Genomic DNA, 24,336 nt, shown 5'->3' with positions numbered 1-24,336 from the left:
AGCAACTCCTGCGGAGATCAGCCTGGCACATGCGCTGCAAAGTCCTCTGCACGGAGGACATCATGACCCTGGTCGGTTTGCTGCTGCTCATCCTTGTCGGCGCCCTGTGCGGCGCAGTTGCCCAGATGATCGTCGGGTTCAGCGCAGGAGGATTCCTGGGCTCCGTCGTGGTGGGCTTCCTCGGCGCACTGATCGGGACCTCGCTCGCGCGCTGGATCGGAATGCCGTCACTCTTCGGCGTGACCATCGACGGCCACACCATCGAGATCTTCTGGGCCATCCTCGGCGCCATCATCCTCTTGGCGGTGCTGTCCATGGTCCGACGGTCCTCGTACAGAACACGCATCTAGCGCGCCTCTGACGCGCCTCTGACGCGCCTCTGACGCGCCTCTGACGCGCCTCTGACGCGCCTCTGACGCGCCTCTGACGCGCCTCTGACGCCAGAAGCCTTCCCGGCGGATTTCAGGTCGCGCCGGTGGGAAGGCCCTTGTGGCGGATGGGAGCACGGGTGCCGTGCACTGCACCCGACCCCTCCAGCACAAGGGCCTTCCCACCGGCGTGAACCATTTTGTGGGTCACGCGCCGCGGCTGCTCCGACGCGCCCTCATGCCCTCACCTTCAGGGAAACCCACGGCGAGACGTTGTGCCCAGGAGCACTGCGTCGCGGCCGGCGCGAGCGGTTCGCGGGGAGTGGGGCCCCGACGGGATTCACTCCCGGCGGGGCGAGGGGACGCGAGTCCCCTCATGGAGACTCAGGTGAGGTACTCGGGCTCCTCGCGGTAGATCCTGCGCGCCACGGCCTCCACCGCTTCCCGCACCCGCACCGACTCCCCTTCCAGGTGGCGCAGGAAGCGGCGCCGCTCACGCCCATCCACCCTGCGCTCGATCTCCTCACGCAGGGCGGCGACCCGCTGCAGATGGCGCACATCCCCGGCGGCGCGGCCCGGCTGGAGCCCCGTGCACCCGCTCTCGTGTGACTCGTTCATCGCTGCAGATCCTCCGAACAGCGCCACCACGCCGTCTCTCCGGGGGGGCTTAACGGAGGTGAAACACCTCCGCAACGGAATTGACGCGACCCCTTGACGCAAAGCGGCAGCTCCCGAGCTTGATCCAGGGAGTCTCCCGCAGTCGCACCCGTGCCTCCCTCCCCACTGGTGCCGCTCCCCCCACACCGATCGCACTGCGCAGCGCGGACACAGACGGCCCCGCCCCGACACTGCCCGAACGCCTTCCCGCCGCCGCGATCACCCGGGATGGTTGCGCAGAAAGTTGGCAACCTCCGCGAGGCGCGGCTCCAGGTAGGCGCGCAGCGAGGGCGCGATCTCCACCTCGTCCATCGCGATCGTCATCGACCGGAGCCATGCGTCGCGCATCGTCACGCTGACCGGCACCCGCGCATGGCGCATCCGGAGCCGCGGGTGACCGTGCCGCTCCGTGTACGCCTGCGGCCCTCCGAGCCACCCGATCAGGAACAGCGCGAACCGGTCCCGGCTCTCCCGCGACACCCGCCCCTCGGCATCACAGGCGTGGAGCCGGGTCAGCTCGGGCTCGGTCCGTTCCATGGCATCGTAGAAGTGCTCCACCAGCTTCCGCACCACGGGCGCGCCACCGATGAGATCGTAGGGATTCTCCAGAGACCCGGGGGACGACATCGCCCCGCTCGTCTAGCGCGTCATCGCGCCCGCTGCACCGCTCGCGCGCACCGCTCGCACGCACCGCTCGCACGCCCCACGACGAGCACGACACACGAACACGCCCGTCATCGCTCTCGGGCCGAGCCGACCCTCGCGCTGGCTCTGGCAGGCGATGGACAAAAAAAAGCACGCCGTGGTCTCGCCGGGGGGGGGGAAGGCGAGCAACACGGCGTGCCGGGTTAGCGCGCCGCACAGCCCTTTGGGGGGGGGATGAAGGACCGCGCAGCGCTGGCGGGGGATATTGCACCCCTTGTGCCATGCCTTTGTTCACGCCCTTCCGGACAGTTAGGAACCCCTCGCTCCATCTCGCCATGCAACCTTGAAAGATCCTGATGAAAGGCTGCACATTGTGGGCGGACGCGGAACATTTCCGCCACCTCCCTGACCTCACGGCGCGCATCACTCCCCCTCGTCGTCCACGATGAGCACGCTGCGGATCACCCCTTCCTCGTCGACGCTGGCCACCAGCAGCTCCTCGTAGGGATCTCCGCCGCCCTCCCGCTTGCCGAGCGACCAGGCGTAGTGCGTGGACCCAGGCATCCGCTGAGCGCGCCCCAGCTCTCGCTCCACCTCGGCGATGCGCCGCCCTTCGAGCGCCCGGGTCCGCTTCAGCTCCAGCGCCATCGCGCCCCGTTCGAGCGCCCCTGCCGACCGCCACCGCGCCGCCTCGAACGGCACCCTCTCGGACCAGGCGGGATCCGGTCCCTCCGGCCCCCCATCCAGCGTGAACACCAGCGCCACGGCCGCCCCCACCCCGAGCACCACCACCCCTCCGAGCACCAGCGCGACCTTGGACGGCGTCATCGCTCACCGCGCTCCTGGGCGCTGCGCCTCGACACAGGCGGGCAGCACTGCCCTCGCCCTCTCAACCCAGCGCATCAGCGACGCCGCGTCCCCGGGGATGGCGTCCAGGTCCGCGACCTCGACGACGCTCACCATCGCCTTGCCATCCTTCGACGCCACCCTGTGCTCGATGAGCTTCTCCGCAGCTCGTCTGGAGGAGCCCCTCGCTCATCAGGTCGGCGGGGATGAATGCACCATTGTTGAGCTTCACACCCAGCGCTTTGGTAGCGGGGCTCGGATGGGTGAGGCGGATGCTCTTCACGTCGGGGAAGAGGCGCGAGACTTCCGTGTTCAGCTCCAGGATGGCCTGGATGTCGCGGGTGATGATGGCGTCGAAGATCGCGGGCAATGCGGTCCCACGCTCGTCTTTGAATTGCAGTGGCTCGCCATCCTGGATGAGGGGGTGAGGGGTGCGGAGAGCGTCCGGCTCGAGACGTAGGAGCCGGATGCTATGAAGCGCGTCAGCAACTAGCTTTACGGGGCTATTCCCTGCGATCGGTCCGAATCCTTGCCATGAGATCGTATCCCATGGAATGGATCCCTTTGCATTGGCGAATGACTGCCACCGTACCAGTCCCGTCGGCTCTCGTTCCACAGACCAACTGATGTTATGGGTTGATGCTGTGATTCCTGTGTTCGTTTGCTGAGCGGCAAGGCTCCTTCTGATAAGCCCACCATCGAGCTTTTCTGAACCGGAGCTCAGAAGAAACCCGAGCGTCGGCAGCGCTCTCAGGAGAGTTCTTTTCCCGCTGTCGTTCGGCCCGATGAGCGCGTGCAATGGCGTCAGTTTCAGCGTCGCATCCTGGATGCAGCCGTAGTTCTCGACGCGCAGTTCTTCGATGTAAGGCCGATCCATCCGTTCTCCCGTACGCACGCCCGAGCATACTCCGCCACCGCCCCTCCGCTCAGAGCTTCTCCTCCACCGCTTCCCGCAGGCGCCGCGATCCCCGCTGCTCCGCCACCTCCCGCACCTGCACCATGAGCCGCGCGTCGTGCCGGTGCATCGCCAGCGCGGCCACCGCCGCCACCGCGTGCGCCTCGTGGGCTTCGGCCACCTGCGTCACCAGAAACGCATTCGCCTCCTCCGACCGCAAGAGCGCCACCCCGAGCAGCACCGACTCCACCAGCCGCAAGTTCGCGCCCCCTCTCCCGCTCTCCTCGCCCCGCCCTCTTCCCTCGCCCTGCCCCCTCCCCTCGCCTCTCCCGCTGCCCCCGCCCTTTCCACGGCTCCCCTTCCCGAGCGCCTCCTTCAGCACCTCCAGCGCCTCCGGCAGCCGCGACTCCCCCAGGGCGATCGCCGCGCTCTCCGCGCCTGCTCCCCCCGCTTCCCCCTCTCCCAGCACCTTCGCCACGAGCGGCAGGTACCGCCGCGCATCCAGCGCCAGCAGCCCCCGGTAGCAGGCCCCGAGCACCTCCGGCTCCGCGTCGCCGGCCAGCACCTTCACGTGCAGCGCGGCGGCCCACGAGGTCTCCCCCGACGCTGCGAGCGCCTCCGCGGCCGCGGTCCGCGTCTCCGGCTCCGGGTCCATCAGGAGCGGCGCCACCTCCAGCTCCGCCCACCGGAAGTGCATCTGCACCAGCGCGTGCGCGCACAGGCCCCGGAGCGTGGCGGCCGTGTCGATGGGCCCTCCGTACGCCGGCTCCTTCTGCACGTGCCGCAGCCCCACCAGGAGAGCCTCGGGCGTGCTCGCGTCGAACGCCATCAGCGCCTCCACGAGCTGCCGCTTGCCGAAGCATCCCTTGTCGGCCTCGGTCCCGGCCCGGAGCAGCCGCAGCAACGCTTCGGCCACGTCAGGAGCGAGCGACGACAGCTCCATCGCCGCCGCCACCTTCGCCGCCTCGCCCGAAAGGAAACCGTTCGCCTCGCCCAGATACCGCCGCAGCTCGGCGGTCGCCGTCACTGCCGGCTCTCCTTCGAGCGCGCGGATCCTGGCGAGCTTGTCGTCGAACGACGACGCCCGCGGCTCACCCTTCCGACGAGACGCCATGCCGCGTTACCCCGTCTCTCCCGTCGTCTCTGCCTTCCGCGGCTGCCCCTCCGAACTGCTCCTTGAGCACCCGCTTCAGCAGCTTGCCTGCGCTGTTCCTCGGCAGCTCCTCCACGAAGATCACCCGCTTCGGCACCTTGAAGGGCGCGAGCGTCTGGCGGGCGTGCGCCATGAGTTCTGCCTCGCCGACCTCTCCGGACCCCTCCTTGCGCACCACCACCGCCGTCACCGCCTCGATCCAGCGCGGGTCGGGCAGCGGGATCACCGCGACCTCCCGCACGGCCGGGTGCGTGAAGAGCGCCTCCTCCACTTCCCGCGACGCCACCAGGATCCCCCCGGTCTTGATGATGTCCTTCTTGCGGTCGACGATGGTGATGAAGCCTTCCGCGTCGATCCGGGCGAGGTCTCCCGAGTGGAACCAGTCGCCCGCGAAGGCTTCCTCGGTCTCCTCGGGCTTCTCCCAGTAGCCCGCGCAGAGCTGGGGAGAGCGGTACACCACCTCCCCGACCTCGCCCGCGGCCACGTCGCGCAGGTCGTCGTCGACCACCCGCATGTCCACGAACGCCACCGCCCTGCCCGCCGATGCCGGCCGCGCGTCGTGCTCCTCGGGCCGGAGCACCGTCGCGAGGGGGCCGATCTCCGACTGGCCGAAGCAGTTGTAGAACCCGATGTCCGGCAAGAGCTGCCGCAGCCGCTGCAGGATGGGCACCGGCATGATCGAGGCGCCGTAGAACGCCTTCCGCAGCGAGCGCGCCCCCTCGGCTCCCTTGTCGAGCTGGGCGAGCAGCGCGATCCACACCGTCGGGGCCGCGAAGAAGGCCTCGATGTCGTGCGCCGCGAAGGCCGCGATCACCCGCGCGGGATCCGGCGCCTCCAGGATCCAGTTCGGGGCGCCCAGCATCAGCGAGGGCATCAGGAACACGTGCATCTGCGCCGAGTGGTAGAGCGGCAGGGCGTGGAGCTGCCGCTCGGTGCCCCGCATCTCCAGCGCCATGGCCGCGCTCGCGTAGTGGTGCACGAAGGCCCGGTGCGTCATCACGGCCCCCTTCGGCGCCGCCGTCGTCCCGGAGGTGTAGAGGAGCTGCGCCACGTCGTCGTCCTCCACCCCCTCGGGCAGCACGAGCAGCTCTCCCTTCGCCTGCGCCCACGCGAGCACGTCGCGCGACCCGTCCTCTCCATCGCGCAGCGTTCCGGTGATCTCCACGGACACCCCGCACCCCGCGAACGCCGCGCTCAGCGCGGGGTCGACGAAGATCGCCCGCGCGCCCGACTGCCGCACGATGTAGGCGAGCTCCGCCCCCGCGAGGGCGTAGTTCACCGGCACGTGCACGAGCCCCGCCTTCACCGCCCCGAGCCACAGGAGCACGTACGCGTCGGAGTTCTTGCCGAACGCCGCCACCCGGTCTCCCTTGCACAGCCCGCGCGCGAGCAGCGCCGCGGCCACCCGCGTGCTCGCCTCGTCGAGCTGCCGGTACGTGAAGGAGCGCTCCCCGAAGTGCAGGGCCGGCGCCGAAGGCGCGCGCCGCGCGCTGCGCCGGAGGATGTCACCCACCGTGCTCCCCAGAGCGGACATGGTCTTCTGCATCGCGGCCGCGGAGTGTACCTCCAGCCGGCCACGGCGTGCCCGGCCCTGCAGCCGGGGCGGGGAGCGTCGGGGTGCCTACCGGGGCAGGCTCTGGAGGCCCAGCCCCACCCGCACCGCGATCTCCACGGGTGAGTAGTCTCCGTCGGCGCGCTCGACCTGCAGCGGCCCCCGCGCATACAGGGGCGGTTGCCCCATGAACCTTGGCGAGCGCCCTCGGTGCGGCTGCGCGCCGTGGATCAGGAAGGGGTGGCACAGGTACACCGTGCCCGCCGCGCCCGTCGCCAGCGCGACCGGCCGGTGCTCGGTCGACGCGAGCTGCGCGCCCAGCTCCAGGAAGGACAGCCCCTCCTCACCGGCCGGCGCGAGCAGATGTCGTACGCCGCGAGCAGCCGGGGGTGTTCACCGCCTTCCGGAAGGGCTCGTGCCCGTAGCCGTGCAGCCGCACCACGGCCTGGATCCACGTCTTCGGGTCCTCCGGGTCATGCGGCAGATCGCACCACATGATCTCCCGTCCCGCGTCGGCCAGCTCCCGCGGGAAGGCCTCGTCGATCCGGAGGAACCCGTCCTCGATGAAGCGCCGCCCCTGGGCGTCATCGAGCGTCTCTGCAGGCGCTTGCCCTGAGTCTGCAGGCGCTTGCCCTGAGTCTGCAGACGCTTGCCCTGAGTCTGCAGACGTCTGCCCTGAGTCTGCGGCCGAGGTACCGAGTAGGGCGCCTCACTCCCGGACGGGGCGGAGGGAGCTCCCGAGCAAGGAAGCTCACTGCAGGACACCCCGGCGCTCGCTGCCAGGCGCGCTCACCCTACATGGGCCCACCGTTCCTGGGGGGAGGACGGTGGGCGCGGGCTCGAACCCAGCACGCCAGGTCCGTCAGGACGGCACGTCGCAGCCGTCCGCCGAGCACGCCGCGCCCTCGGCGGTGCCTTCAGCAGGGGCCTCGTGCGACTCGGACCACGCCTTGCGGAGCGCTCCCACGAACGCCTCGGCGGGCTGGGCGCCCGAGATCGCATAGCGACGGTCGATGACGAAGAACGGCACCCCGCGCACCCCGAGCTGCCGCGCCTCTCGCTCGTCCGCGCGCACGGCGTCGGCAAACTCGCCCTTGTCGAGAGCGCTCCGCGCCCGGTCCGGGTCGAGCCCGATCTCGCCAGCGAGCCGCACCAGGGTCTCCAGGTCACTGACGGTCGCCCCCTCGGTGAAATAGGCACGAAGGAGCCGCTCCTTGGCGGCATCCTGCAGGCCCTCGGCCGCGGCGAGGTGGATGAGCTGGTGGGCGAGGAAGGTGTTGGCGCCGCGCACCCGGTCGAAATCCAGGGTGAGGCCGTCACCACGCCCCACCTCGGCGACGTGCGCCACCATGGCCGCGGCTTGCTCGGGCTTCATCCCCTTGCTCCGGGAGAGCGCCGTCACGAGCGACTCCTCGCGGACCTGCGGGGCATCGGGCTGCAGCTCGAAGCTGTGCCAGCTCACCTCGATGTCCTTGCCATGCTCGAACTGCGCCGCGGCTTGCTCGAAGCGGCGCTTGCCGATGTAGCACCAGGGGCAGGCGATGTCGGACCAGATCTCGACCTTCATCCGGGGACTGTAAATCCTGTCCGCGCGCCGCGCTCGTCCGGACCGGGGCCGCGCTCACCAGGCGTCGAGGAAGCTCTGGTGGTCGAGCGCCACCTGGTCGGCGTACGGGAGAGCCACCGCGCGCACCAGGGCGCGGAAGCCTGCATGATCACCGTCCGTGAGCGCGTCGATGGTGTCGTCGACCGCGTGCGGCTGGACGGCTGCGTTCCAGTCGCGGTCGGCGCGGGCGTGGTGGGCGGCGAGCACCTCGCCCCACTGCTCGGCCAGCTTGGTGAGGCGGGTCAGGCTGGTGAGGTCCTCGGTGGGGAAGGTGTCCTTCCACGGGGACCGCTCGCGGACGCTGTAGCGCTGGCCGTCGGCGAGGCCCATCCAGCCGAGGAGCGGGTCGACGCGGGCGCCGAGCGCCTGGTGGGCGAGGACGACGCGGCGGGCGTGGTCGTTCGCCGAGGTAGCCTCGGTCGCACTGACATCGGCGGGGTTCGTGTGGTCGTAGGCCGCCGGTCGGGGCTGCGCCTTCACGTCGAGGATGCGGTCGTCGTCCTGGGAGGCGGAAGCGCCCTCGATGAGCACGTAGAAGCGGTCGACGCCGAGCGAGCCGAGGCCCGCGTGGAGGCGGCGGGCGACGCTCTTGACCTGGTAGAAGGACGCGGAGGCGACGCCGACGCTGGTGAGGGTCGCGCGGTAGGCAGGCATCGCGGCGCGGAGGTCGGCGTCCACGGCCGCGGAGACGGCGGTGAGGTCGGGGTGCGTGTCGACCGCAAGCACGCGCTTGCCGCTGCGCTTGACGGTCCAGGCGTCGAGCATGGACTTGCGGCTGTTGTCGTCGGTGACCTCGTCGAGGAACTCGTCGAGCTTGCCGTGGGCGTTGCTCTTGGTGAGGGCGTGGGTGCGCTCGTCGTCGCTCCCGGCGAAGTCCGCCATGGCGTCGAGGTAGGCCTCGGAGAAGGCGTCGAGCGCCTCGGCCTGGTCCGCGCCGCTGAAGCCGCCGTTCGCGCGGGCGACGAGGGCGATGCTCACGGCGAGGCGCCAGACGTCGAGCTGGTAGTCGCCGAGGATGGCCTGGTCGACGTCGTTGAGGGCGTAGACGACGGTCCCCTGGCTGTCGTCGAAGGAGCCCATGTTGTCGACGTGCATGTCTCCGCTCAGCCAGGTGCGGGTGCCGGTCCGGCCACCGTAGGTCTGGAGGGCAGGCAGCACGCCGAGGTCCTGCCAGTAGAGGTGGTTCGAGCCGCGGAAGAAGGCGAAGGGTGACGCCTGCATGGCCGCGAACTTCTCGGCGCGGAGGGCCGGGTCGAGCCCGGCGTTGGCAGCCTCGATGGCGTCGACCACCGCGTCCGTGCGCACGTGGGCGGTGAGCGCCTGGCTGAGCGCGGGAACGGGAGCGTCTGCCGTTGCGTCCTCGGCCACGCAGCCGGCGAGGGGCGCAAGGAACGCGAGCGGCGCGAGCGGCGCGAGGGCGACGAGGGCGACGAGGGAAGCGAGGCGCGCGAGGAGGTCGCGCGCCATGCGCGGTCGGGTCATGGTCCGGATCTAACGCCCCTCGGCAAGGACCCCGCATCGGCCGGGCGACAGTTCGATGACAGGGTCCGCCGAGGATCCGGGACGCACTCGGAAACGAAGGGCTAGGGCGACGTTGGCGAGGGCGGCGCGACGGGGATCGATCCGGCGAAGGGGCCGACACGCGCGCCGCTCGGTGCGTACTCCATCGAGCAGTGATTGCTGGACTTGCGGTCACTCAGCGTCACCGTGGCCGCGAAGTTCCCGGCGGGCGCGCCGGCGCCGCTCAGGTAGGCGCGGGCCACGGCGTCGCAGTCGGGCGGCTTGGCGAAGAGGCCGTTCATCGAGCAGACCACCATCAGGGAGACCTTCGGGGTCGTGGTGGGGAGGCCGGCGTCGAACTGGTTGAAGGCCGCGAGGACCTCGTTCACGTCGAGCGCCATGGCCCCGTCGCACCCGAGGGCGCGCACCTCGTTGGTGCCCGGGGCGCGCTTGGCATCCTCGAAGACCTGCGCCACGCCGCCGACGACCTTGGCGCCCTTGCCGACGATGTCGATGATCTCCTTGCCAGGCTTGCTGGTGACGAACAGGTACGAGCCGAACGCCATCACCGCCACGAAGCCCAGGACCAGCACGCCCACCACGGCGAGGACGACGACGCAGCCCGTCGGCAGGAGCTTCCTGGGCTGAGGTGCGTAGGGTGGCGGCGGGTACGGCTGCTGGTGCGGCTGCTGGTGCGGCTGCTGGTAGGGTGAGGGCGGCGGCGGCGGGTACGGCGGAGGATGCGGCGGCGGGTGCATGGAGCGGCACCGCAGCCTACAACGGACCTCTACTGGGGCGGGAGCGCGCTCGTGCGCTGGCTCCCCGGCCTGTCGCTGGCCTTGCTCAGGAGGACCTCGCGCAGGCGCCGGCTGACGTGCTCCGCGTGCTCGCGCACCGCGTGCCGACCGTGTCCGGGCAGGTGCTCGATGCGGTAGCGCGTGTACCAGTGCGACACGAGGTCGTGCCACCCGCTCGGCACCGGCTGGTTCATGAAGAAGGTGATGGGGCAGTCCGAGGCGACGCGCCCCGCGCTGTCCCACGCGGCCCCCCCGCCGCCGAAGTTGGCGCGGTAGTAGTTGAGTCCCCCCTGGATGTTCCCGGGCTTGAGGAAGTTGTCGACATAGATCTGCCGCTCCTCACCCTGGAGCTGGCGCCCGTCGCGCGAGCCGGTGCAGAGGTAGTGCTCGAAGAAGCTGCGGCACGCCATGCCTTCGAGGTCGCCGAGTGCCACGGCCGGGAGCTTGGCGCCACCCTGCGGGTGGGGATCGTCGAGGGTGCAGGTGCACCTGAAGGCGCGGACGTCGAGGCCCGGGGTGATGGGGTTCAGGACCGCAGCGCGGATCACCCGCCCGCGGTGGCGGCGCACGAGCTTGTGCACCGCGAGCGCGGCCCAGTCCTGGCCGACCAGGCAGACCCGCGCGAGGTCGAGGTGGTCGAGGAGCGCGGTGATGTCGTCGACCACGTGGTCGATGCGGAAGAGATCCACGCAGGAGAGGTCGGGTTTCTCGGAGTCACCGTGGCCGCGCAAATCCGGCACGATGACGTCGAAGTGCTCGGCCAGCGGCCCGATGTTCCGGTGCCATTCCCACCAGAAGCCGGGCCACCCGTGCAGCAGCACGAGCGGCAACCTGCCCTGACGTCCTTCGCGCACGTAGTGGATCCGGATCCCATCGAGCTGTGCTTCGTGGTGGAGATAGTCCTCAGGACGTCGAGCGGTCATGGGCCCCCCCTTTCGCGTGACGTGCTCTGAGCCTACACCCGGACGTCCAGGTTTCCAGGGCGCAGGGGCCAAGATCCGTGGTGGTCTGCGTGTTCGAGCGCGGCCCCGCGCGGCCCCGCGACGTCCAAGCGCTTCATTTCTGTCGCCGAACACCCACGCCCAGGCGCCGCCACGCCCTGGGCGCTGCGCGCACCGGGGGCATGCTCACCGCCCGGCCCCTCCAGCGCGTGCTCAGCGACCCGTCACGAGCAGCGCTTCCGCCAGGATGAGCGCGTCGATCGGCCAGAACTCCGGCGGCCTCACCCGCGCAGCGGACGCCTCCCGGATGGGGCGGCAGGTGAGCACGAGGCGCCTCCAGCGCACGGGGACGGCCTCGCGCCCGTGCACCGCGCCGAGCAGGGCCCCGGCGATGGCGGCGTTGGTGTCGGCGTCGCCTCCCTCGGACGCGGTGTCAACGATCCCCTGCTCCAGCGACGGCGCGTGCAGCAGGCGGTAGAACGCGTTCTGCAGGGCGATGCGCACCGAGCCCGCCTGGGCCGAGACGATCTCCGGGGGCGCCTCCCGGGCGGCGGCGAGCGCCTCTCGCACGGCCACTGCGCCGCCCCGCGCCGCCTCTTCCTGCGCCGCAGCGTACGCGCCCTCCGCGCCCCCGCCGGCGATGGCGACCGCGATGGCCGCCACGAACGCCGCGCACGCCTCGCGGCAGACCGCGCTCGGGTGGGTGAGGGCGCTGTCTTCCCGGGCCCAGGCCGCGGCGTCGCGGGGGCGCCCCGCGCCGAGGATCCCGAGCGGTGAGACCCGCATCAGCGAGCTGTTGCTCTCGCTCTCCGGATCGGCCGCTGCGAGCGCGGCGGCGAGCGCCTCTTCGGTGGTGTCGGCGAGAGCCGCGGCCCCGAGCGCGCGCCGGATGGTGTGGCGCATGTCGAAGGGCCGCGACCTGTACCAGTGCAGGTACGCGTCGAGGGCCGCGCCAGGCGCATACGCGCGGTACGCCACCACCGAGCGCGCCAGCATCAGCGCCATCTCGGAGTCGTCGGTGGGCTGACCGGCCAGGGTGCTCCACAGCCCGCCGTCCTGCATGTCCAGCCCCTGCGGGTATGCCGCAGCGATGTCGCCCTTGCGCCCGAACTCCACGAGCGCGCCGAGCGCGTCTCCCGCGAGCTGCCCGAGCAAGCACCCCTGAGCGCGCCGGAGCTGCCCCGCGTCCGTGACGAGGCGCCCGGGCGCGGGGCGGAGCAGGTCGTAGGCGCACGTGGAGGGGACGATCTGGCGCGGGGAGGCCTCGTAGCTGCGGCCCTGCAGATCCTTCACGGCGGCGGGGGCTCCCCCGAAGCAGTGCTCCGCCTGGATCTCCCCGAGCGGGCCGTAGACGATCGTCTTGCCGGCGCCGTCGACGACCACGCCCTCGGCCGCGCACACCAGCGCGTGACCGGCCGCGATGTCCCAGCTCCGGATGTTCCCGAACGCGACGGTCGCCACGCCCTCCCCGGCGGCGACCAGGGCGAGGCGGTACGCGATGCTCGGCAGCGGGTGAAAGCGCGCTGGCGCGACGGCCAGGGTGGCCTCCGGGGCGTAGGGCTCGGCGGAGCCGGAGATGTAGATCATCTCGTAGCGGCCGAGGTCGCGCTGCGCGAGCGAGCCCTCGACGGGGACGCCGTTGCGGCGGAGGGGTCCGCACCCCTCGGCCCACGTGAACAGATCCCCCTCATCGTCCGGCGCCGCGTAGGCGTAAACCACGCCCAGCACCGGCACCCCATCGCGGGTCAGGGCGATGGATACCGACACCACGCGCGAGCCCTGCAGGAAGGCGCGCGTGCCGTCGTTGGGGTCGACGATCCAGCAGTGGGAAGGGTCGGCCCCTGGCTGCGCGCCGGTCTCCTCGCCGAGGAACGAGTACGGCGTGCCTCCGAGCAGGCGCGCGCGCAGGGCATGCTCCACCTCGGTGTCGACGGGCGCGTGGCCCCCCTCGCCCTCGGCGCCCCCGGGCAGGTGCAGCTCGGCCCGCAGCCGCTCTCCGGCAGCGCGCGCTGCCTCGGTGGCCAGCGCCAGGGGGCTCTCGTAGGCGCCGGCGCGGGAGCTCACGGCGCCTCCAGCCGGACCTCGATGGACAGCCCTTCGAGCTCGGACACGGGCGCGTCGCCCGCGAGCCAGGCGAGGTTGTCCTCGCCGCGCAGGTAGTGCTCGAAGAACGCCGTCACGTACGCCTTGACGACCCGCTGCTGCTCGCGCCGGGGCAGCGCGGCCACGCCGCCGGGAGGCTCGGAAACCGCGAGCGAGGTGGTGTAGCCCGCGTGGCTCGCAGCGGGCACGGTGACGAGGTGCCGGGGTGACGGGGCACGGGTGGACGACGTGGACGCCGCAGGTGATGTGGCCGATGCGGGCGACGTCGAGAACGCGTGGCGGGGAGACCAGGGTGCTTCGGGGCTCACGTCTGCGGCGCCGCGCAGGACCAGCGTCGGCGGGAGCGCTGCGGCGAGAGCGAGGTCGAGATCGTCGAGGTGCGGTGAGAGCAGGGCCGCGGCGCGGACCTCGAACAGGCTCTCCCGGTCGAGGGCGAGGGCGAGCGCGGCGAGGCCACCGGCGCCGTGACCGATGAGACCGAGGCGCTCGAAGTCGGCGAGGATGGGTCCCCGCGACCCGGCGCGCAGGTGCGCCAGCGCATCCCGCAGCACGGCGGCGCGGTGGGTGGCCTCGTGGTTCGCGGGGGAGGCGCCGACGAGCCATGACATGTCGGGCGCGATGACCACGAAGCCGCGGCGCGCGAGGTGCGCCATGAGGCCGGAGAGCTGGCGGTAATCCTGGTGCGCGTCCACTGGCAGCGCGTCGCCGTGGGCGCGGCGCGTGTGCGCCAGCGCCAGCACCGGGAAGGGCGCTCCAGCGGCGACCGCGGCGTCCTCCCCGCTGTCCGCGGCGGGGTAGTAGAGCAGGGCCACGGTCCGCCGCTGCTCCGGACGCGGCGCCTCCGCGTCGAGGTGCCCCTCGGGAGAGGCGCCCTCGTCGGAGGGCCCCGGCCGAGACACGGGCAGGTCCATGATGCGCCGGAAGCCAGCCCCATAGGGCCCCGCGCCGAGCGGTGAGGCACCGGGACGCGGCGTGCGCCCTGGCCTGTCTGGAGCTGCCGCTGCGCCAGAGGTCCCCGCGTGAGGAGATGCAGGCACAGAGGATGAAGCCTCGGGCTGGGACTGGGCGGGTGGGGATGTCAGAGGCGCAGCCGGCACCGGCAGAGGCGACGCTACTGGCGTCACTGGCGTCACTGGCGTCACCAGCGGCGTCCCGGCCGTCGTGCGCGGTGGGGGCACCGCCGAGAAGAGCGCGCGACGGAACCACCCCGACGCGTCACGCGAGAAGTGCGCCACGTGATCTCCTGCCACGACCACGGCTTCGATGCGCCCCTGGGGTCCGTCGTCGCGCCGCAGCAGAGACACCTCGCTGCAGCGACCGAGCTCCGTCGCGAAGATCTGAGGGCCGCGCCAGGGCAGCGCCGGGTCGTCGCCGTCGCGGTACCAGTGTCCCACGCCGGCCACCCGCAGCGGCGCCACCAGCTCGACGTGTCCGCGCCGGCCCCCGCTGCCCTGCACGAGCGCAGGGCGCCCCCCGACGCCCGACAGCACCTCGACAGGGCCGCTCCACACCCGGTCGGGGCCGCAGCGGAAGTGCACGAGCCTGTCCCCCGTGCGGGCGACTGCGTCGAGGTGCACGGCACCGTCGAGATCGCCCTGGATCAGCGTGACGGCCTCGAAGCGGCCGGCGGACACGCCGAAGACCGAGGGGCCATGCCAGGGCAGGCCCGCAGTGTCGTTGTCGCGCACCCAGTGCCCGAGACCGCCCTCGGCCAGCGGGGCGACCAGCTCGAAGTGGCCGCGGTGTCCCCAGGTTCCCTGCAGGAGCGCGGGGCTCCCGGTCACGCCGGACGCGAGCAGGTGGGGCTCGCTCCATGATGCCCCGGGCTCGGCAGGGCGCCAGAAGAGCGCCAGGCGGCCTGCGGCGCACGCCACGGCCTCCAGGTTCCCTGGATCGCCGAAGTTGCTGCGGATGAGGGACACCGCATCCACCGGGCCCAGCGCTGCGCCGAAGCTGCCCACGTAACGCCACACCGGCGGCTCGACCGAGGTATCCAGCGCGTGGTGCGCGACCCCGTAAGGCGCACCGTCGAGCGGAACGAGCAGCTCCGAACCGGCGCGGCCTGCAGCACCCTGGACGAAGAAGCCGCCACGGCCGGCGCTCTGGACGAAGAAGCCGCTGTTCCTGATGGGCATGACGCACACCCGCCCTCGTGGCGGGAAGCAAGCATAGCCTCCGCGGCTCCGGCGCGGGAGATCCGATCCACCGCCCCCGCGCTCAGACTGGGGAGCGCTGCGTCACGCGAGCGCGCGCGCCAGGCGCTCGGACCACTCCGCGATGCCCGCGCTCGTCGCGAGGAGATCCTGCCGCGTCTCGATCAGCACCGCCGGCAGCCCGCGCCCGTCTCCGTGCATGGGCACCGTGTAGTCGCTCTCGTTGCTCACCCGGTAGGGCTCGTTGTCACCCACCTCGGCCACCTCCTGCCGCAGCCGCTCGATGAGCTGGCGCGCGAACGCCTCCGCGGCCGCATAGAGGATGCCGCACTGCCAGCGACGCGCCGCGCCGAGGAACACCGGCGTGAAGCTGTGCACCCCGACCACCACGGTCGGGCGCCCCGCTGCCTGACGCGCGTCGAGGTGCGCCGCGATGGCGTCGCGGAACGGCTCGAACAGCGCCCGCGCCCGCGCCTGCCGCTGCGGCTCCCGCAGGCCCACGTTGCCGGGGATGGCCGTGCTCTCGCTCATCTCCACGATGGACGTCTTCGCCCAGAGCGGCCTGTTGCAGTCGATGACCAGCCGCGAGTACCCGGCGAGGAAGAGCGGCGCGTCGAGCCGCCGGCTCAGCTCCCGCGCGAGCGCCGCGGCGCCGAGGTCCCACGCGATGTGGCGCTGCATGTCGGCGTGGTCGAGCCCGAGATCACCCACCCGGCGCGGGAGCAAGTTCGAGGCGTGCTCGCAGAGCAGCACGCACCGCGACGCCCCCCCCTCGTTCACCACCTCGAAAGGCGGCGGCTCGTCCGCGTCGAGCAAATCCTCCACGACGACCTCGTCCTGCGCTGAGACCCGCTCACCCATGAGTCCTCCACGTCCTGATACGCAGTACTAGTACAGTGTTCTCCAAGTTCGTCCCTGCTCCCTGGCTCCTCGCCCCGCGGGGAAACCAGGGATGGCGCCCCCGGGGAGCGCAGGGGCCGCGTCAGACCCCCTGATCTAGGAGACGCAGTACGGGTAGCATCCCCCCCGATGCGCCACCGCCCAGCCTTCCTCGCCCACCGCCCCGTGCTCTCCGCGGTGTCCACGCGAACGCGCGCCGCCTGCCTCACCGCCTGCCTCGCCGCGAGCCTCACCGCCTGCGACGACGGCAAGCCGTCCGCGACGACGTCGCCCACGAGCACGGCTTCCGCCACCGTCGCCGCCGCGCCCGTACCCACCCCGGCGCCCACGCCGAGCGCCGCCCCCACCGCGGCCCCCAAGAAGAACGTGGTCTGCTCCAAGGACGCCGAGATCGCCTTCCCGGATGCCAACTTCGAGAGCGTCATCCGCCTGCAGGCCTCGAAGAAGACGGGCCCCATCGTCCGCGCCGACCTCGCCAAGGTGAAGACCCTGAACCTCACCGAGTCCAAGCTCGACGAGCTGGACCCCTGCATCTTCCCCGAGCTCAAGATCCTGAAAGGCCTCTACCTGCCGCCCGGCAAGATCAGCGATCTCACCCCCCTCAAGAGCCTGTTCCAGCTCGAATCGCTGCGCGTCTCGGCGACCATGGTCAAGGACCTCACCCCGCTCGCCGACCTGAAGAAGCTCGACCGCCTCGACATCGGCCGCACCCCGGTCGCCGACCTCGCGCCCCTCGCGGGCCTGACCAACATCACCGAGCTGCAGCTCGACGAGACCGAGGTGACCGATCTCTCCCCCCTCTCGAAGATGGAGAAGCTTGAGATGCTGCAGATGAAGCGGACCCGGGTGAACGACCTCGGCCCCCTGCGCGGCCTGCGCAAGCTGAAGAGCGTCTACATCGAGGGGTCGGCGGTGCACGACACGAGCCCGCTGCTCGGCATCCCGGGCCTCAAGATCCACGAGGGCTGACGCGCAGCGCAGAGGCGGCCACAAGGTGAGCGCCCGCCAGAGGGAGAAGGCACACCGCACCGCCGAGGCGTCGGCGCCGTCGCGGTGAGCGACGCGGTGAGCTACCGAGAAGCCCTCGCTCCCCGTATCCTCCGGCGCATGCCCGGGCTCGACGTCATCTCGCTGTGCCCCCTCAGGGCGACCTCGCTGCTCTGGCGCCGGAGCACCGGAGAGATCACCCAGACCATCGTCTGCAAGGCCACCTTCGAGCTGCTCCCCGGCACCTGCCGGCTCGCCGAGCAGCAGGAGCACCCCACCGAGGACGACAAGCACTGGAACGACGACCCCGCGCGCAGCCTCTACGCGCCCGGCGATCTCGTCCCCTTCAAGCCCAAGGCCGACGTGGTCCTGGTGGGCAAGGCGTTCGCGCCACGCGGCCAGCCCGTGCACGACCTCCTCGCCCGCCTCAACGTCGCGGAGATCGACAAGTCCATCGGCGTCGTGGTCGACCGCACCCTGGGCGCCGAGGGTCAAATCACCGAGGGTCCCTGGTTCACCTCGATGCCGCTCGTGTACGAGCGGGCCGCGGGCGGCTCGGGCACGTGGAACCCGGTCGGGATGACCAAGAACCGCACCGATGAGCATCGGCGGGTGCGACTCCCGAACCTTCGACCAGCCCGCATTCAAGGCAGCACCTGGGAGGGCGCCGCGGAGTTCGGAGTGCACCTCAACACCCAGCCTGTGGGCTTCGGACCCATCGCGTCCTCCTGGCCGCCCCGCACCCGGATCCTCGGCCCCCTCGCCACCACCTGGGGCGGCACGCACCACCGGCGCGCCCCGCTGCCCGAGCGCCTCGACCCCTCGTTCTTCAACGTCGCCCCCGTGGACCAGCAGGCCGCGGTGCTCCGCGCCGACCAGCGCCTGCGCCTCGAAAACCTGCACCGCGAGCACCCTCTGCTGGTCACCGAGCTGCCCGGCCTGCAGCCCGCGGTGACCGCGGAGATCCTCGGCGAACGGCCGGTGGAGCTGCGGATGACCTGCGACACCCTGTGGATCGACACCGACCGCGGCCTCTGCACCCTGACGTGGCGCGGCCAGGTGCCGCTGCGCAAGCCCGACGTCTCCGGCCGGGTGGTGGTCACCATCGCCGAGGCCCCGGGGCGCGAGACGATCGAGATCGAGGAAGAGACCCGCAACCAGACCGCCACCGCGCATTTCGACGGACCACGCCCGGACGCCGCCCCCGCCTGGCTCAACACCAAGCCCGTCCACGGCGCGGCTCCTCCCAAGCGGCCGACGACGAGCCCGATGAGCGCGTCGCCGCAAGCCTCACCGCCCTCGTCGCCGGGCCCCACCCACCGTCCGGCGGCGCCGCCTCCCCCGCCTTCGTCGCCGCTTCACGGCCCTGCTTCCACCCAGGCCTTGGCGGCCTCGATCCCGGTGACCTCGACGCCGCTCCCCATCCCGCCGCCCCACGCAGCGCCAGCGCCGCACGCACCACCACCTCCGTCATCCTCCCCCGCGCAGCCGCCAGCGCCCCTGCAACCCCCCGCACCGCTCGCCGCGCCTCCCCTCTCCCCATCCTCCCTCGCAGCCCCTCCCCTCGCTCCGCCTCTTTCTGCATCTCCGCTCGCCACGCCCCCCGCGTCCCCCGTGTCCCCCGCGGTGCACCCCGCACCGCCGCCGTTGATGAAGCCCCCTGCCGCAGCATCGGTCCCGCCGGCGCGTCCGAGCGGCAACGGACGCACGGTGGGCGAGGCCCTCGCCGCCTCGGGTGAGCAGGCGCCGCCCGGGAGCGCTCCGGGCGTGCGCACGCCGGACCCGGCTCCCCAGCCGCTCGGTGTCCTCGCCGTCTCGAACGCCGCTGCCGATCCCTCCCACACCCCCATCCCCGGTGCAGCGGCGCCTGCCCCGAGGCCGCACCAGGCGCCCTCCCCTGCGCGCACGGGCGCCGCGGAGCTGCTCGAACTCGTGTGGCTCGACCCGAAGCACGTGCCCCGGATCCGCAAGCAGCCCGAGTGGAAGCGCCTCCTCGTCGACGTGAAGCCCTTGCCGCGCGAGGACGACATCGACCCCGAGGCCGCGGGCGACAAGCAGAAGGCGCGCGACCGCCGCGACATCGTGGCGCTCCTGCGCAGCGCCGACGCGGGCGACCCCGAGACCTTCGAGGAGCTGATCGGCAGATCCATGGACGACGGCGCCACGGCGCCCCCGCTCGTCCTCGCCACAGGAGAGCTGGAGCTCCCCTTCGAGCCTGCCGCCATGCTCAAGGCCATGCTCGCGGCCGCGGCCCCCCTCGCGCACGGCGACAAGCGGCTCAAGGACACCCTCGACGCGGTGACCGAGATCTCCGCCACCCCGGGCATGGACCGCGCCGGCAGCGTGGTGGAGACCCTGATCACCCGCGTGAAGGAGGCGTTCACCCAGGCTTACCGCGCGCTGCCGCCGAACCACCTCGACGCCCACGCGGAGCGGGCGCTGCTCGAACAGCGCGCCTACCAGAAGCGCACCCTGCTCGGGCAGAGCTTCCTGCGGGGCCTGCTCACCCCTGCCTCGGGGCAGGCTCCGATGCCCACCTACCTGCCCGAGGCCCTCGCGGCCGAGCTGCCCATGTACCAGCGCTTCCGGGTGAGGCTCCTGGCCGAGGCGCGGCTGCAGCTCGACCAGTACGAGCAGCACGCCGTCGCGCTCCGGACCGTGGCGCTGGCGCGCGTGGTGCCACGTTCGAAGCACGCCTGAACCACACGGCCGGGGACATGGTCCGCTTCCCGGGGCGACGGGCGTCAGGCCCGAAGCGGCAGAACGCTCTGGAGACCGCGGGTGGATCGCGGAGTGGGGGGCCCCGACGAGCTTTGCTCGGCGGGGGGCGGGGGCGCGAGCCCCTGCCGTGTGAATGAGGGCTCAGAACGCGGCGCCGTTCACGCGCTTGCCCGGGGAGGCGAGCGCCGCGTTCAGGGTGGTGTGCAGCACGACCGTGCCGGTGGCGCTCCCGTCCGGGCTCCGGTTCATGGAGACGCCGTCCGTCGACGCGAGCGCGCTGGTGTAGACGATCGTGTCCACCACGGTGCCCGCCGGGCTGGCCAGGATCACCGAGTCGGTGCCGTTGTTGAGGCTCAGCCCTCCCGTCGACGCGGCGACGGCGTTGGTGACGCCCACCGGGATGCCCGCGGCGCTCCCGAAGACCGCGAGGGCCTTGCCCGCGCCGAGCGTGGTCCCCGCCGGGAAGGTGTGCCGCAAGCCGCTCGCGTCGGAGAGCGTGTAGCCCCCGAGCGCCACCGAACTCGCGCCGCCGTTGACGATCTCCACGAACTCGCCGCTCGTGCTCGACCCGGGCTCGTTGGCGAGGATCTCGTTGAGGAACACCTTCGCGCCGGGGGCGGGCGGCGCGCCCGGGGCCGTGTAGCGGGCGAGCACCGGGTAGTGGTTGCTCGTCGTCGCGGCGTAGCTCGGGACGTACTGGTCCACCTCGTACACCTGGGGCGAGCCGCTCACGAGGAGCTGCGCGAGCTCGTTCGTGAGCAGGTGGTGGTCGAGCATCTGCGTCCCGGTGACCGTGGAGTGCTTGCCGGTGTCCGAGAGGATCTTGGTGACGAAGCTGTAGTCCGCCGTGTCCGCCACGAAGTTGGCGTAGGGCGAGGGCTGGCCCGTGCGGATGGAGGTGTCGACGTCGTCGTTGAAGTCACCGAGGACGATCACCCGCTGCGTGGGGAAGGTCGTGTCGAGGTACGACTTCAGCGCGACGGAGGCGCTCCCGCGGCGCGTGTAGCTGTCCAGATCGGAGTTGGCCTTGGCGTGGAGCGTGATCAGGACGAGGTCGCTCACGGCGCCGTTGACGTTCACGGTCAGGCGCACCTCGAGCGGCGGCCGGCCCGCGAAGTCATTGTTGGCCGCGGTCACGATGATCTTCGCGCTGTTCACGGTCACCGTGCTGGTCTTGTAGACGATGCCGACCTTCTGCTCGCTGCTGTAGTAGTAGCTCGACCCGCTCGCCACCGACGGGTCGTTCGAGAGGAAGCCGTCGTAGCCGGGCAGCGCGTCGAGCAGGTCGGCGAAGTGGCTCGACCCGCTGATCTCCTGCACGGCCCAGATGTCGAGGTCCGCGCCCAGGATGACGTCACGCGCGTTCTGGAGCTGGAGCGCCTCGTTCGCGGGCCCCATGTCGGTGACCCCGAACCACTCGAGGTTCCACGTCGCCACGTCAAGCGTGCTCGCGCTCCCACGCGACGGGACGCTCACCGCCTGGGCGAAGTCCTCCGCGCGCGGCTCCGGCGCCTCCTCGACGGGGAGCGCGCAGGACGCGAGGACGAGGGGGGCCAACCAGGAGATGTGGAATCGCTGCCTTCTGGACATCGGGCGCCTCCTCCCCGGGGGGGTGACCGCGCACGCGCGGTGCCGGGGTAGGAGGCGGTGGTATCACGGCGCTTCAGGGCACCACCGCGCCTGTGCGGCGGTGGCGCAATCTCCATCAAACCCGCGGAAAGATACGGCTAAAGCAGCGAAAGCTCCGCGCTCGGTGCATTCTTGCAGGTGGGCTCGCAGTCAGGCCCGTTGGGTTGCGAGGTGGTGTAGTTCGGGCTGTAGGAACCCTCCCCGAGCAGCACGCCCTCGCGGTGGACACTGACTGCGACCGAGGCCGGCGTGACGCCCCAGAAGTCGACCCCGCCGAGCACGTGCTGCGCCGGGTCCAGCGCACACCCTTCGGTGGAGATGTAGAACGGCGTTCCGTTCGGGCAGGGCGACGGCGCGTTGCAGTCGAGCGGCAGCGTCACCGTGCACGCCACCGGAGCGCCGCCATCCACGGTCACCGTCACCCGGTAGCTCCCCGCCTCCCAGGCGCCCGCGTGGGCGAAGGTGACGGCGAACGACGACACGCAGCCCATCTCCGTGCACTCCGTCGTCTCGCATCCGAGCGTCGTCAGCGCGAGCGCCGCAAGCGCCGCAAGCGCGAGCGTCCCGCGACGTCCGAGAAGCATGGTTCGAAGCATGGCGCGATCGTAGCAGCCGGCGGCAAGTGCGCCCCAGGGCATGACCGCTTCCCGTCGCTCCCAGCGCCCTCTTGCTTGCCGAGCGCCCCCGGACCTAGCCTTCCTTGCTGCGTCACGGGAGGTCTGCGCTCGGGTGCGCGCCGCTCCGCGCAGGGAGGTGACCATGAAGTCCACGAAGTCCCGGGGGGGACTGAACGTCACACTGCTGCGCGGCGCCGCGCTGGCCATGAGCCTCGCCGCCGTCGCGTGCGGGTCGGACGAGTCGCAACCGCCCGGAGGCGACGGCGGCGCTGGTGCCGCAGGCGGCGCGGGTGGTGCCGGCGCCGCGGGCACGGGCGGATCCGGCGGTGAAGGTGGTGCGGGCGCGGGCACCAGCGCGTACCCCTCCGAGCCCGTGGCAGCGCCGTTCGACGTCTACTTCGACCCGCCCGTGGACGAAGCTTACGCCGACGGGCACCGCGTCGTCGGTGAGGTCACCCCGCCGGACTGGTCCTGGGGGCGCACCGAGCTGCTCGAAGGCTTCCAGGCCTTCCGGAGCGAGGGCTACAACCTCCGCACCCAGAAGCTGCGCTGGGAGGACACCTACGAGGACGCGACCTACCCCCTGCAGACCTACAACGGGGACCTGAACCAGCAGCTCGTGGACGGCTTCAACCTCCACTACGCGAACGACTGCGCGGGCACCGTCGGCACCACCGGCGCGGCGACGTGCCCCTCCCCGGGCCCCACCCGGCCCGAGGCGCGCTTCGTCCTCCTCCACCACGGGCCCGAGACGGCACAGCTCGCGTGCGACACCGAGAGGACGCCCGTGCTCCTCGTGCACGGCGCGCTCCAGAACGGCAACGTCTGGCTCTACCCGGGCGGCAACGACAGCGAGGGCAACGCCTACCCGGGCACGACGCAGACCACCGGCTTCGTCCAGGCCCTGGAAGCGGACGGCACGTGCACCTTCGCGGTCACCTTCGGCAGCTTCCACGGCGACAACTTCAACCAGGCCATTCACCTCGCCAACGCCGTGGACCGCATCCGCGCCCTCACCGGCGCCGCCAAGGTCGACGTTGTCGGCTGGAGCAAGGGCGTCATCTCCGCGGACCTCTACCTGAGCGACGTCGCCACCTGGGACGACTGGGGCCCGAAGCACTTCGAGCGCCTCGCCGCCGAGCAGGCCCGCCGCGTGCCTCGCTTCGCGTCCGACGTGCGCACCTACGTCGCGCTCTCCGGGCCGCACCGCGGCCTCGACCTGAACTGGCGCCACCCGTACAACAACCTGCTCATCGCCAGCACGGAGGAGAACGCCCCCATCGGCCAGGGCCCCATGGTCTGGAGCTGGATGAAGGCCGTCCAGTGCGTGACGTTCGGCTACATCCCCGCGAACCCCTACGCCCCCTCGGTGTGCGAGTACCGCGGTGAGACCTGGCTCGACTACTGGCGGCGCATCTACTTCTCGAACATCACCGGCCTCGACGCCGAGGGCCTCCCGGTGTGGGACGAGAGCCTGCGCGCGCTCAACACCGAGCAGGGCCTCGACGACACCGACTACGAGTTCGACAAGTACAACCTCGCCACCTGGGGCGCCGTCGACGAGAACGGCAAGCACGTGTCCGCGTACTGGGGCCAGCTCCAGGTCGCCTACGACCTGCGCGCCGACTACCCCATCCCCGACCGCCAGGACGACCCGCCCGCGAACGACTGGTCCACCATCGACACCGACGAGGCCAAGTGGCGCGAGTGGATCCGGATCAAGGTCGACTACAACCCCGCGCCCCCCTACATCGGCGCGGGATACCTCCTCGACGACGAGGGCCACACCACCTGCCGCAACACCGCCTACGAGCCCGAGGCCTCGGCGTGCGAGGCGCGCCACGTCTCGTACGACGCGCTCAACGCCGAGGAGTACACCGGCGGCTACGCGCGCTACCGCTTGATGGACGGCCTCGGCATCGAGGCGGCCATGGAGATGGGCGGCAACCTGATCACCCGGCTGCGCGCCCACGGTCTGAGCACCGCGCTCGACTTCCTCTACGTGGTGCACGGGACCACGGCCGGCGCCGGCGCGCCCTTCGAGTTCGACGGCATGGACACCCCCACCGGCGATCCCCACGGCGACGGAGTGCTCTTCGACGTGAGCATCGCCGCGCAGGCGCAGCTCACCCAGGGCTGGACCGACGAGGAGCGCGCGACGCGCTCGCTGCAAGAGGGCGTCCCCCACGGCCACCTGGAGGTCGGCGTGACCCCTGCCGTCTGGGAGCGCATCCAGGACCAGCTCGCGTCTCTTCCGTAGGTCCCC

General features: G+C 71.7%; 19 protein-coding genes and 1 pseudogene. 4 read left to right on the top strand and 16 right to left on the bottom strand.

Going from position 1 to position 24,336, the window contains the following annotated elements; all coding sequences use genetic code 11:
* Positions 1 to 62 precede the first annotated feature (62 nt).
* Positions 63 to 350 (top strand): GlsB/YeaQ/YmgE family stress response membrane protein, encoded by a 288-nt coding sequence (locus CAP_RS10030; protein WP_044239337.1) that lies wholly within the window; start codon positions 63 to 65, stop codon positions 348 to 350.
* A gap of 402 nt (positions 351 to 752) precedes the next feature.
* Here CAP_RS10030 and CAP_RS10025 read toward each other — a convergent pair whose 3' ends face one another.
* The 14 genes and pseudogenes from CAP_RS10025 to CAP_RS09960 form a co-directional block, all read right to left on the bottom strand.
* Positions 753 to 986 (bottom strand): hypothetical protein, encoded by a 234-nt coding sequence (locus tag CAP_RS10025; protein ID WP_044239100.1) that lies wholly within the window; start codon positions 984 to 986, stop codon positions 753 to 755.
* A gap of 258 nt (positions 987 to 1,244) precedes the next feature.
* Positions 1,245 to 1,652 carry a group II truncated hemoglobin gene (locus CAP_RS10020; protein ID WP_044239098.1) on the bottom strand — a complete coding sequence of 136 codons (408 nt, stop codon included), beginning with the start codon at positions 1,650 to 1,652 and terminating at the stop codon, positions 1,245 to 1,247.
* Between the two features lie 441 nt (positions 1,653 to 2,093).
* Positions 2,094 to 2,498: a hypothetical protein gene (locus CAP_RS10015; protein WP_044239096.1), complete on the bottom strand. Its 405-nt coding sequence runs from the start codon at positions 2,496 to 2,498 to the stop codon at positions 2,094 to 2,096.
* A gap of 61 nt (positions 2,499 to 2,559) precedes the next feature.
* Positions 2,560 to 3,393 (bottom strand): AAA family ATPase, encoded by an 834-nt coding sequence (locus CAP_RS50185; protein ID WP_156040661.1) that lies wholly within the window; start codon positions 3,391 to 3,393, stop codon positions 2,560 to 2,562.
* A gap of 49 nt (positions 3,394 to 3,442) precedes the next feature.
* Entirely contained in the window at positions 3,443 to 4,525 is a 1,083-nt protein-coding gene (locus tag CAP_RS44175; RefSeq protein ID WP_052374674.1) for a hypothetical protein, read from the bottom strand.
* Positions 4,503 to 6,098 carry a fatty acyl-CoA synthetase gene (locus CAP_RS10000; RefSeq protein ID WP_081864752.1) on the bottom strand — a complete coding sequence of 532 codons (1,596 nt, stop codon included), beginning with the start codon at positions 6,096 to 6,098 and terminating at the stop codon, positions 4,503 to 4,505. The genes CAP_RS44175 and CAP_RS10000 overlap by 23 nt, the downstream gene beginning before the upstream one ends.
* A gap of 87 nt (positions 6,099 to 6,185) precedes the next feature.
* Positions 6,186 to 6,681 (bottom strand): annotated as a pseudogene (locus CAP_RS55690) (hypothetical protein).
* Between the two features lie 297 nt (positions 6,682 to 6,978).
* Complete coding sequence (locus CAP_RS09990) at positions 6,979 to 7,683, bottom strand: DsbA family oxidoreductase (RefSeq protein WP_044239093.1); 705 nt, start codon at positions 7,681 to 7,683, stop codon at positions 6,979 to 6,981.
* 54 nt (positions 7,684 to 7,737) lie between these two features.
* On the bottom strand, positions 7,738 to 9,204 hold the full coding sequence (locus tag CAP_RS09985; protein ID WP_081864731.1) for a DUF2252 domain-containing protein: 1,467 nt from the start codon (positions 9,202 to 9,204) through the stop codon (positions 7,738 to 7,740).
* Positions 9,205 to 9,305: 101 nt separating this feature from the next.
* Entirely contained in the window at positions 9,306 to 9,980 is a 675-nt protein-coding gene (locus CAP_RS44170) for a hypothetical protein (protein ID WP_052374669.1), read from the bottom strand.
* 29 nt (positions 9,981 to 10,009) lie between these two features.
* Positions 10,010 to 10,942, bottom strand: a complete 933-nt coding sequence (locus tag CAP_RS44165; RefSeq protein WP_052374667.1) for an alpha/beta hydrolase — start codon at positions 10,940 to 10,942, stop codon at positions 10,010 to 10,012.
* Between the two features lie 231 nt (positions 10,943 to 11,173).
* On the bottom strand, positions 11,174 to 13,024 hold the full coding sequence (locus CAP_RS09970) for an inositol monophosphatase family protein (RefSeq protein ID WP_197041101.1): 1,851 nt from the start codon (positions 13,022 to 13,024) through the stop codon (positions 11,174 to 11,176).
* Positions 13,021 to 15,198, bottom strand: coding sequence for an alpha/beta hydrolase (locus CAP_RS09965; RefSeq protein WP_044239090.1), 2,178 nt, complete (start codon positions 15,196 to 15,198; stop codon positions 13,021 to 13,023). The genes CAP_RS09970 and CAP_RS09965 overlap by 4 nt, the downstream gene beginning before the upstream one ends.
* A 102-nt stretch (positions 15,199 to 15,300) precedes the next feature.
* Positions 15,301 to 16,077 (bottom strand): N-formylglutamate amidohydrolase, encoded by a 777-nt coding sequence (locus CAP_RS09960; RefSeq protein ID WP_044239088.1) that lies wholly within the window; start codon positions 16,075 to 16,077, stop codon positions 15,301 to 15,303.
* Positions 16,078 to 16,245: 168 nt separating this feature from the next.
* On the opposite strand from CAP_RS09960, the gene CAP_RS09955 reads away from it, so the two are divergent.
* Together CAP_RS09955 and CAP_RS09950 are read left to right on the top strand one after the other, a co-directional pair.
* Complete coding sequence (locus tag CAP_RS09955; protein ID WP_231511275.1) at positions 16,246 to 17,085, top strand: leucine-rich repeat domain-containing protein; 840 nt, start codon at positions 16,246 to 16,248, stop codon at positions 17,083 to 17,085.
* Positions 17,086 to 17,223: 138 nt separating this feature from the next.
* Complete coding sequence (locus CAP_RS09950; protein WP_044239086.1) at positions 17,224 to 19,803, top strand: DUF2169 family type VI secretion system accessory protein; 2,580 nt, start codon at positions 17,224 to 17,226, stop codon at positions 19,801 to 19,803.
* Between the two features lie 162 nt (positions 19,804 to 19,965).
* Here the strand turns inward: CAP_RS09950 and CAP_RS09945 are convergent, their stop codons facing one another.
* On the bottom strand, positions 19,966 to 21,414 hold the full coding sequence (locus CAP_RS09945; RefSeq protein ID WP_052374665.1) for a lamin tail domain-containing protein: 1,449 nt from the start codon (positions 21,412 to 21,414) through the stop codon (positions 19,966 to 19,968).
* Positions 21,415 to 21,551: 137 nt separating this feature from the next.
* Positions 21,552 to 22,037, bottom strand: coding sequence for a hypothetical protein (locus tag CAP_RS50180; RefSeq protein WP_231511273.1), 486 nt, complete (start codon positions 22,035 to 22,037; stop codon positions 21,552 to 21,554).
* 175 nt (positions 22,038 to 22,212) lie between these two features.
* Here CAP_RS50180 and CAP_RS52140 point away from each other — a divergent pair, with 175 nt between their 5' ends.
* Complete coding sequence (locus CAP_RS52140; protein WP_052374662.1) at positions 22,213 to 24,330, top strand: esterase/lipase family protein; 2,118 nt, start codon at positions 22,213 to 22,215, stop codon at positions 24,328 to 24,330.
* Positions 24,331 to 24,336 lie beyond the last annotated feature (6 nt).

The sequence above is a fragment of the Chondromyces apiculatus DSM 436 genome, assembly GCF_000601485.1.
GTDB classification, from domain to species: Bacteria; Myxococcota_A; Polyangia; order Polyangiales; family Polyangiaceae; genus Chondromyces; species Chondromyces apiculatus.
The sequence above is the reverse complement of the archived record's forward strand: the minus strand, read 5'-3'. Positions and strand labels throughout refer to the sequence as shown.

Bases quoted from the DNA above. Each gene is read 5' to 3' on its own strand.
- CAP_RS10030 (WP_044239337.1), top strand. From the start codon at position 63: ATGACCCTGGTCGGTTTGCTGCTGCTCATCCTTGTCGGCGCCCTGTGC.
- CAP_RS10025 (WP_044239100.1), bottom strand. From the start codon at position 986: ATGAACGAGTCACACGAGAGCGGGTGCACGGGGCTCCAGCCGGGCCGC.
- CAP_RS10020 (WP_044239098.1), bottom strand. From the start codon at position 1,652: ATGTCGTCCCCCGGGTCTCTGGAGAATCCCTACGATCTCATCGGTGGC.
- CAP_RS10015 (WP_044239096.1), bottom strand. From the start codon at position 2,498: ATGACGCCGTCCAAGGTCGCGCTGGTGCTCGGAGGGGTGGTGGTGCTC.
- CAP_RS50185 (WP_156040661.1), bottom strand. From the start codon at position 3,393: ATGGATCGGCCTTACATCGAAGAACTGCGCGTCGAGAACTACGGCTGC.
- CAP_RS44175 (WP_052374674.1), bottom strand. From the start codon at position 4,525: ATGGCGTCTCGTCGGAAGGGTGAGCCGCGGGCGTCGTCGTTCGACGAC.
- CAP_RS10000 (WP_081864752.1), bottom strand. From the start codon at position 6,098: ATGTCCGCTCTGGGGAGCACGGTGGGTGACATCCTCCGGCGCAGCGCG.
- CAP_RS09990 (WP_044239093.1), bottom strand. From the start codon at position 7,683: ATGAAGGTCGAGATCTGGTCCGACATCGCCTGCCCCTGGTGCTACATC.
- CAP_RS09985 (WP_081864731.1), bottom strand. From the start codon at position 9,204: ATGACCCGACCGCGCATGGCGCGCGACCTCCTCGCGCGCCTCGCTTCC.
- CAP_RS44170 (WP_052374669.1), bottom strand. From the start codon at position 9,980: ATGCACCCGCCGCCGCATCCTCCGCCGTACCCGCCGCCGCCGCCCTCA.
- CAP_RS44165 (WP_052374667.1), bottom strand. From the start codon at position 10,942: ATGACCGCTCGACGTCCTGAGGACTATCTCCACCACGAAGCACAGCTC.
- CAP_RS09965 (WP_044239090.1), bottom strand. From the start codon at position 15,198: ATGCCCATCAGGAACAGCGGCTTCTTCGTCCAGAGCGCCGGCCGTGGC.
- CAP_RS09960 (WP_044239088.1), bottom strand. From the start codon at position 16,077: ATGGGTGAGCGGGTCTCAGCGCAGGACGAGGTCGTCGTGGAGGATTTG.
- CAP_RS09955 (WP_231511275.1), top strand. From the start codon at position 16,246: ATGCGCCACCGCCCAGCCTTCCTCGCCCACCGCCCCGTGCTCTCCGCG.
- CAP_RS09950 (WP_044239086.1), top strand. From the start codon at position 17,224: ATGCCCGGGCTCGACGTCATCTCGCTGTGCCCCCTCAGGGCGACCTCG.
- CAP_RS09945 (WP_052374665.1), bottom strand. From the start codon at position 21,414: ATGTCCAGAAGGCAGCGATTCCACATCTCCTGGTTGGCCCCCCTCGTC.
- CAP_RS50180 (WP_231511273.1), bottom strand. From the start codon at position 22,037: ATGCTTCTCGGACGTCGCGGGACGCTCGCGCTTGCGGCGCTTGCGGCG.
- CAP_RS52140 (WP_052374662.1), top strand. From the start codon at position 22,213: ATGAAGTCCACGAAGTCCCGGGGGGGACTGAACGTCACACTGCTGCGC.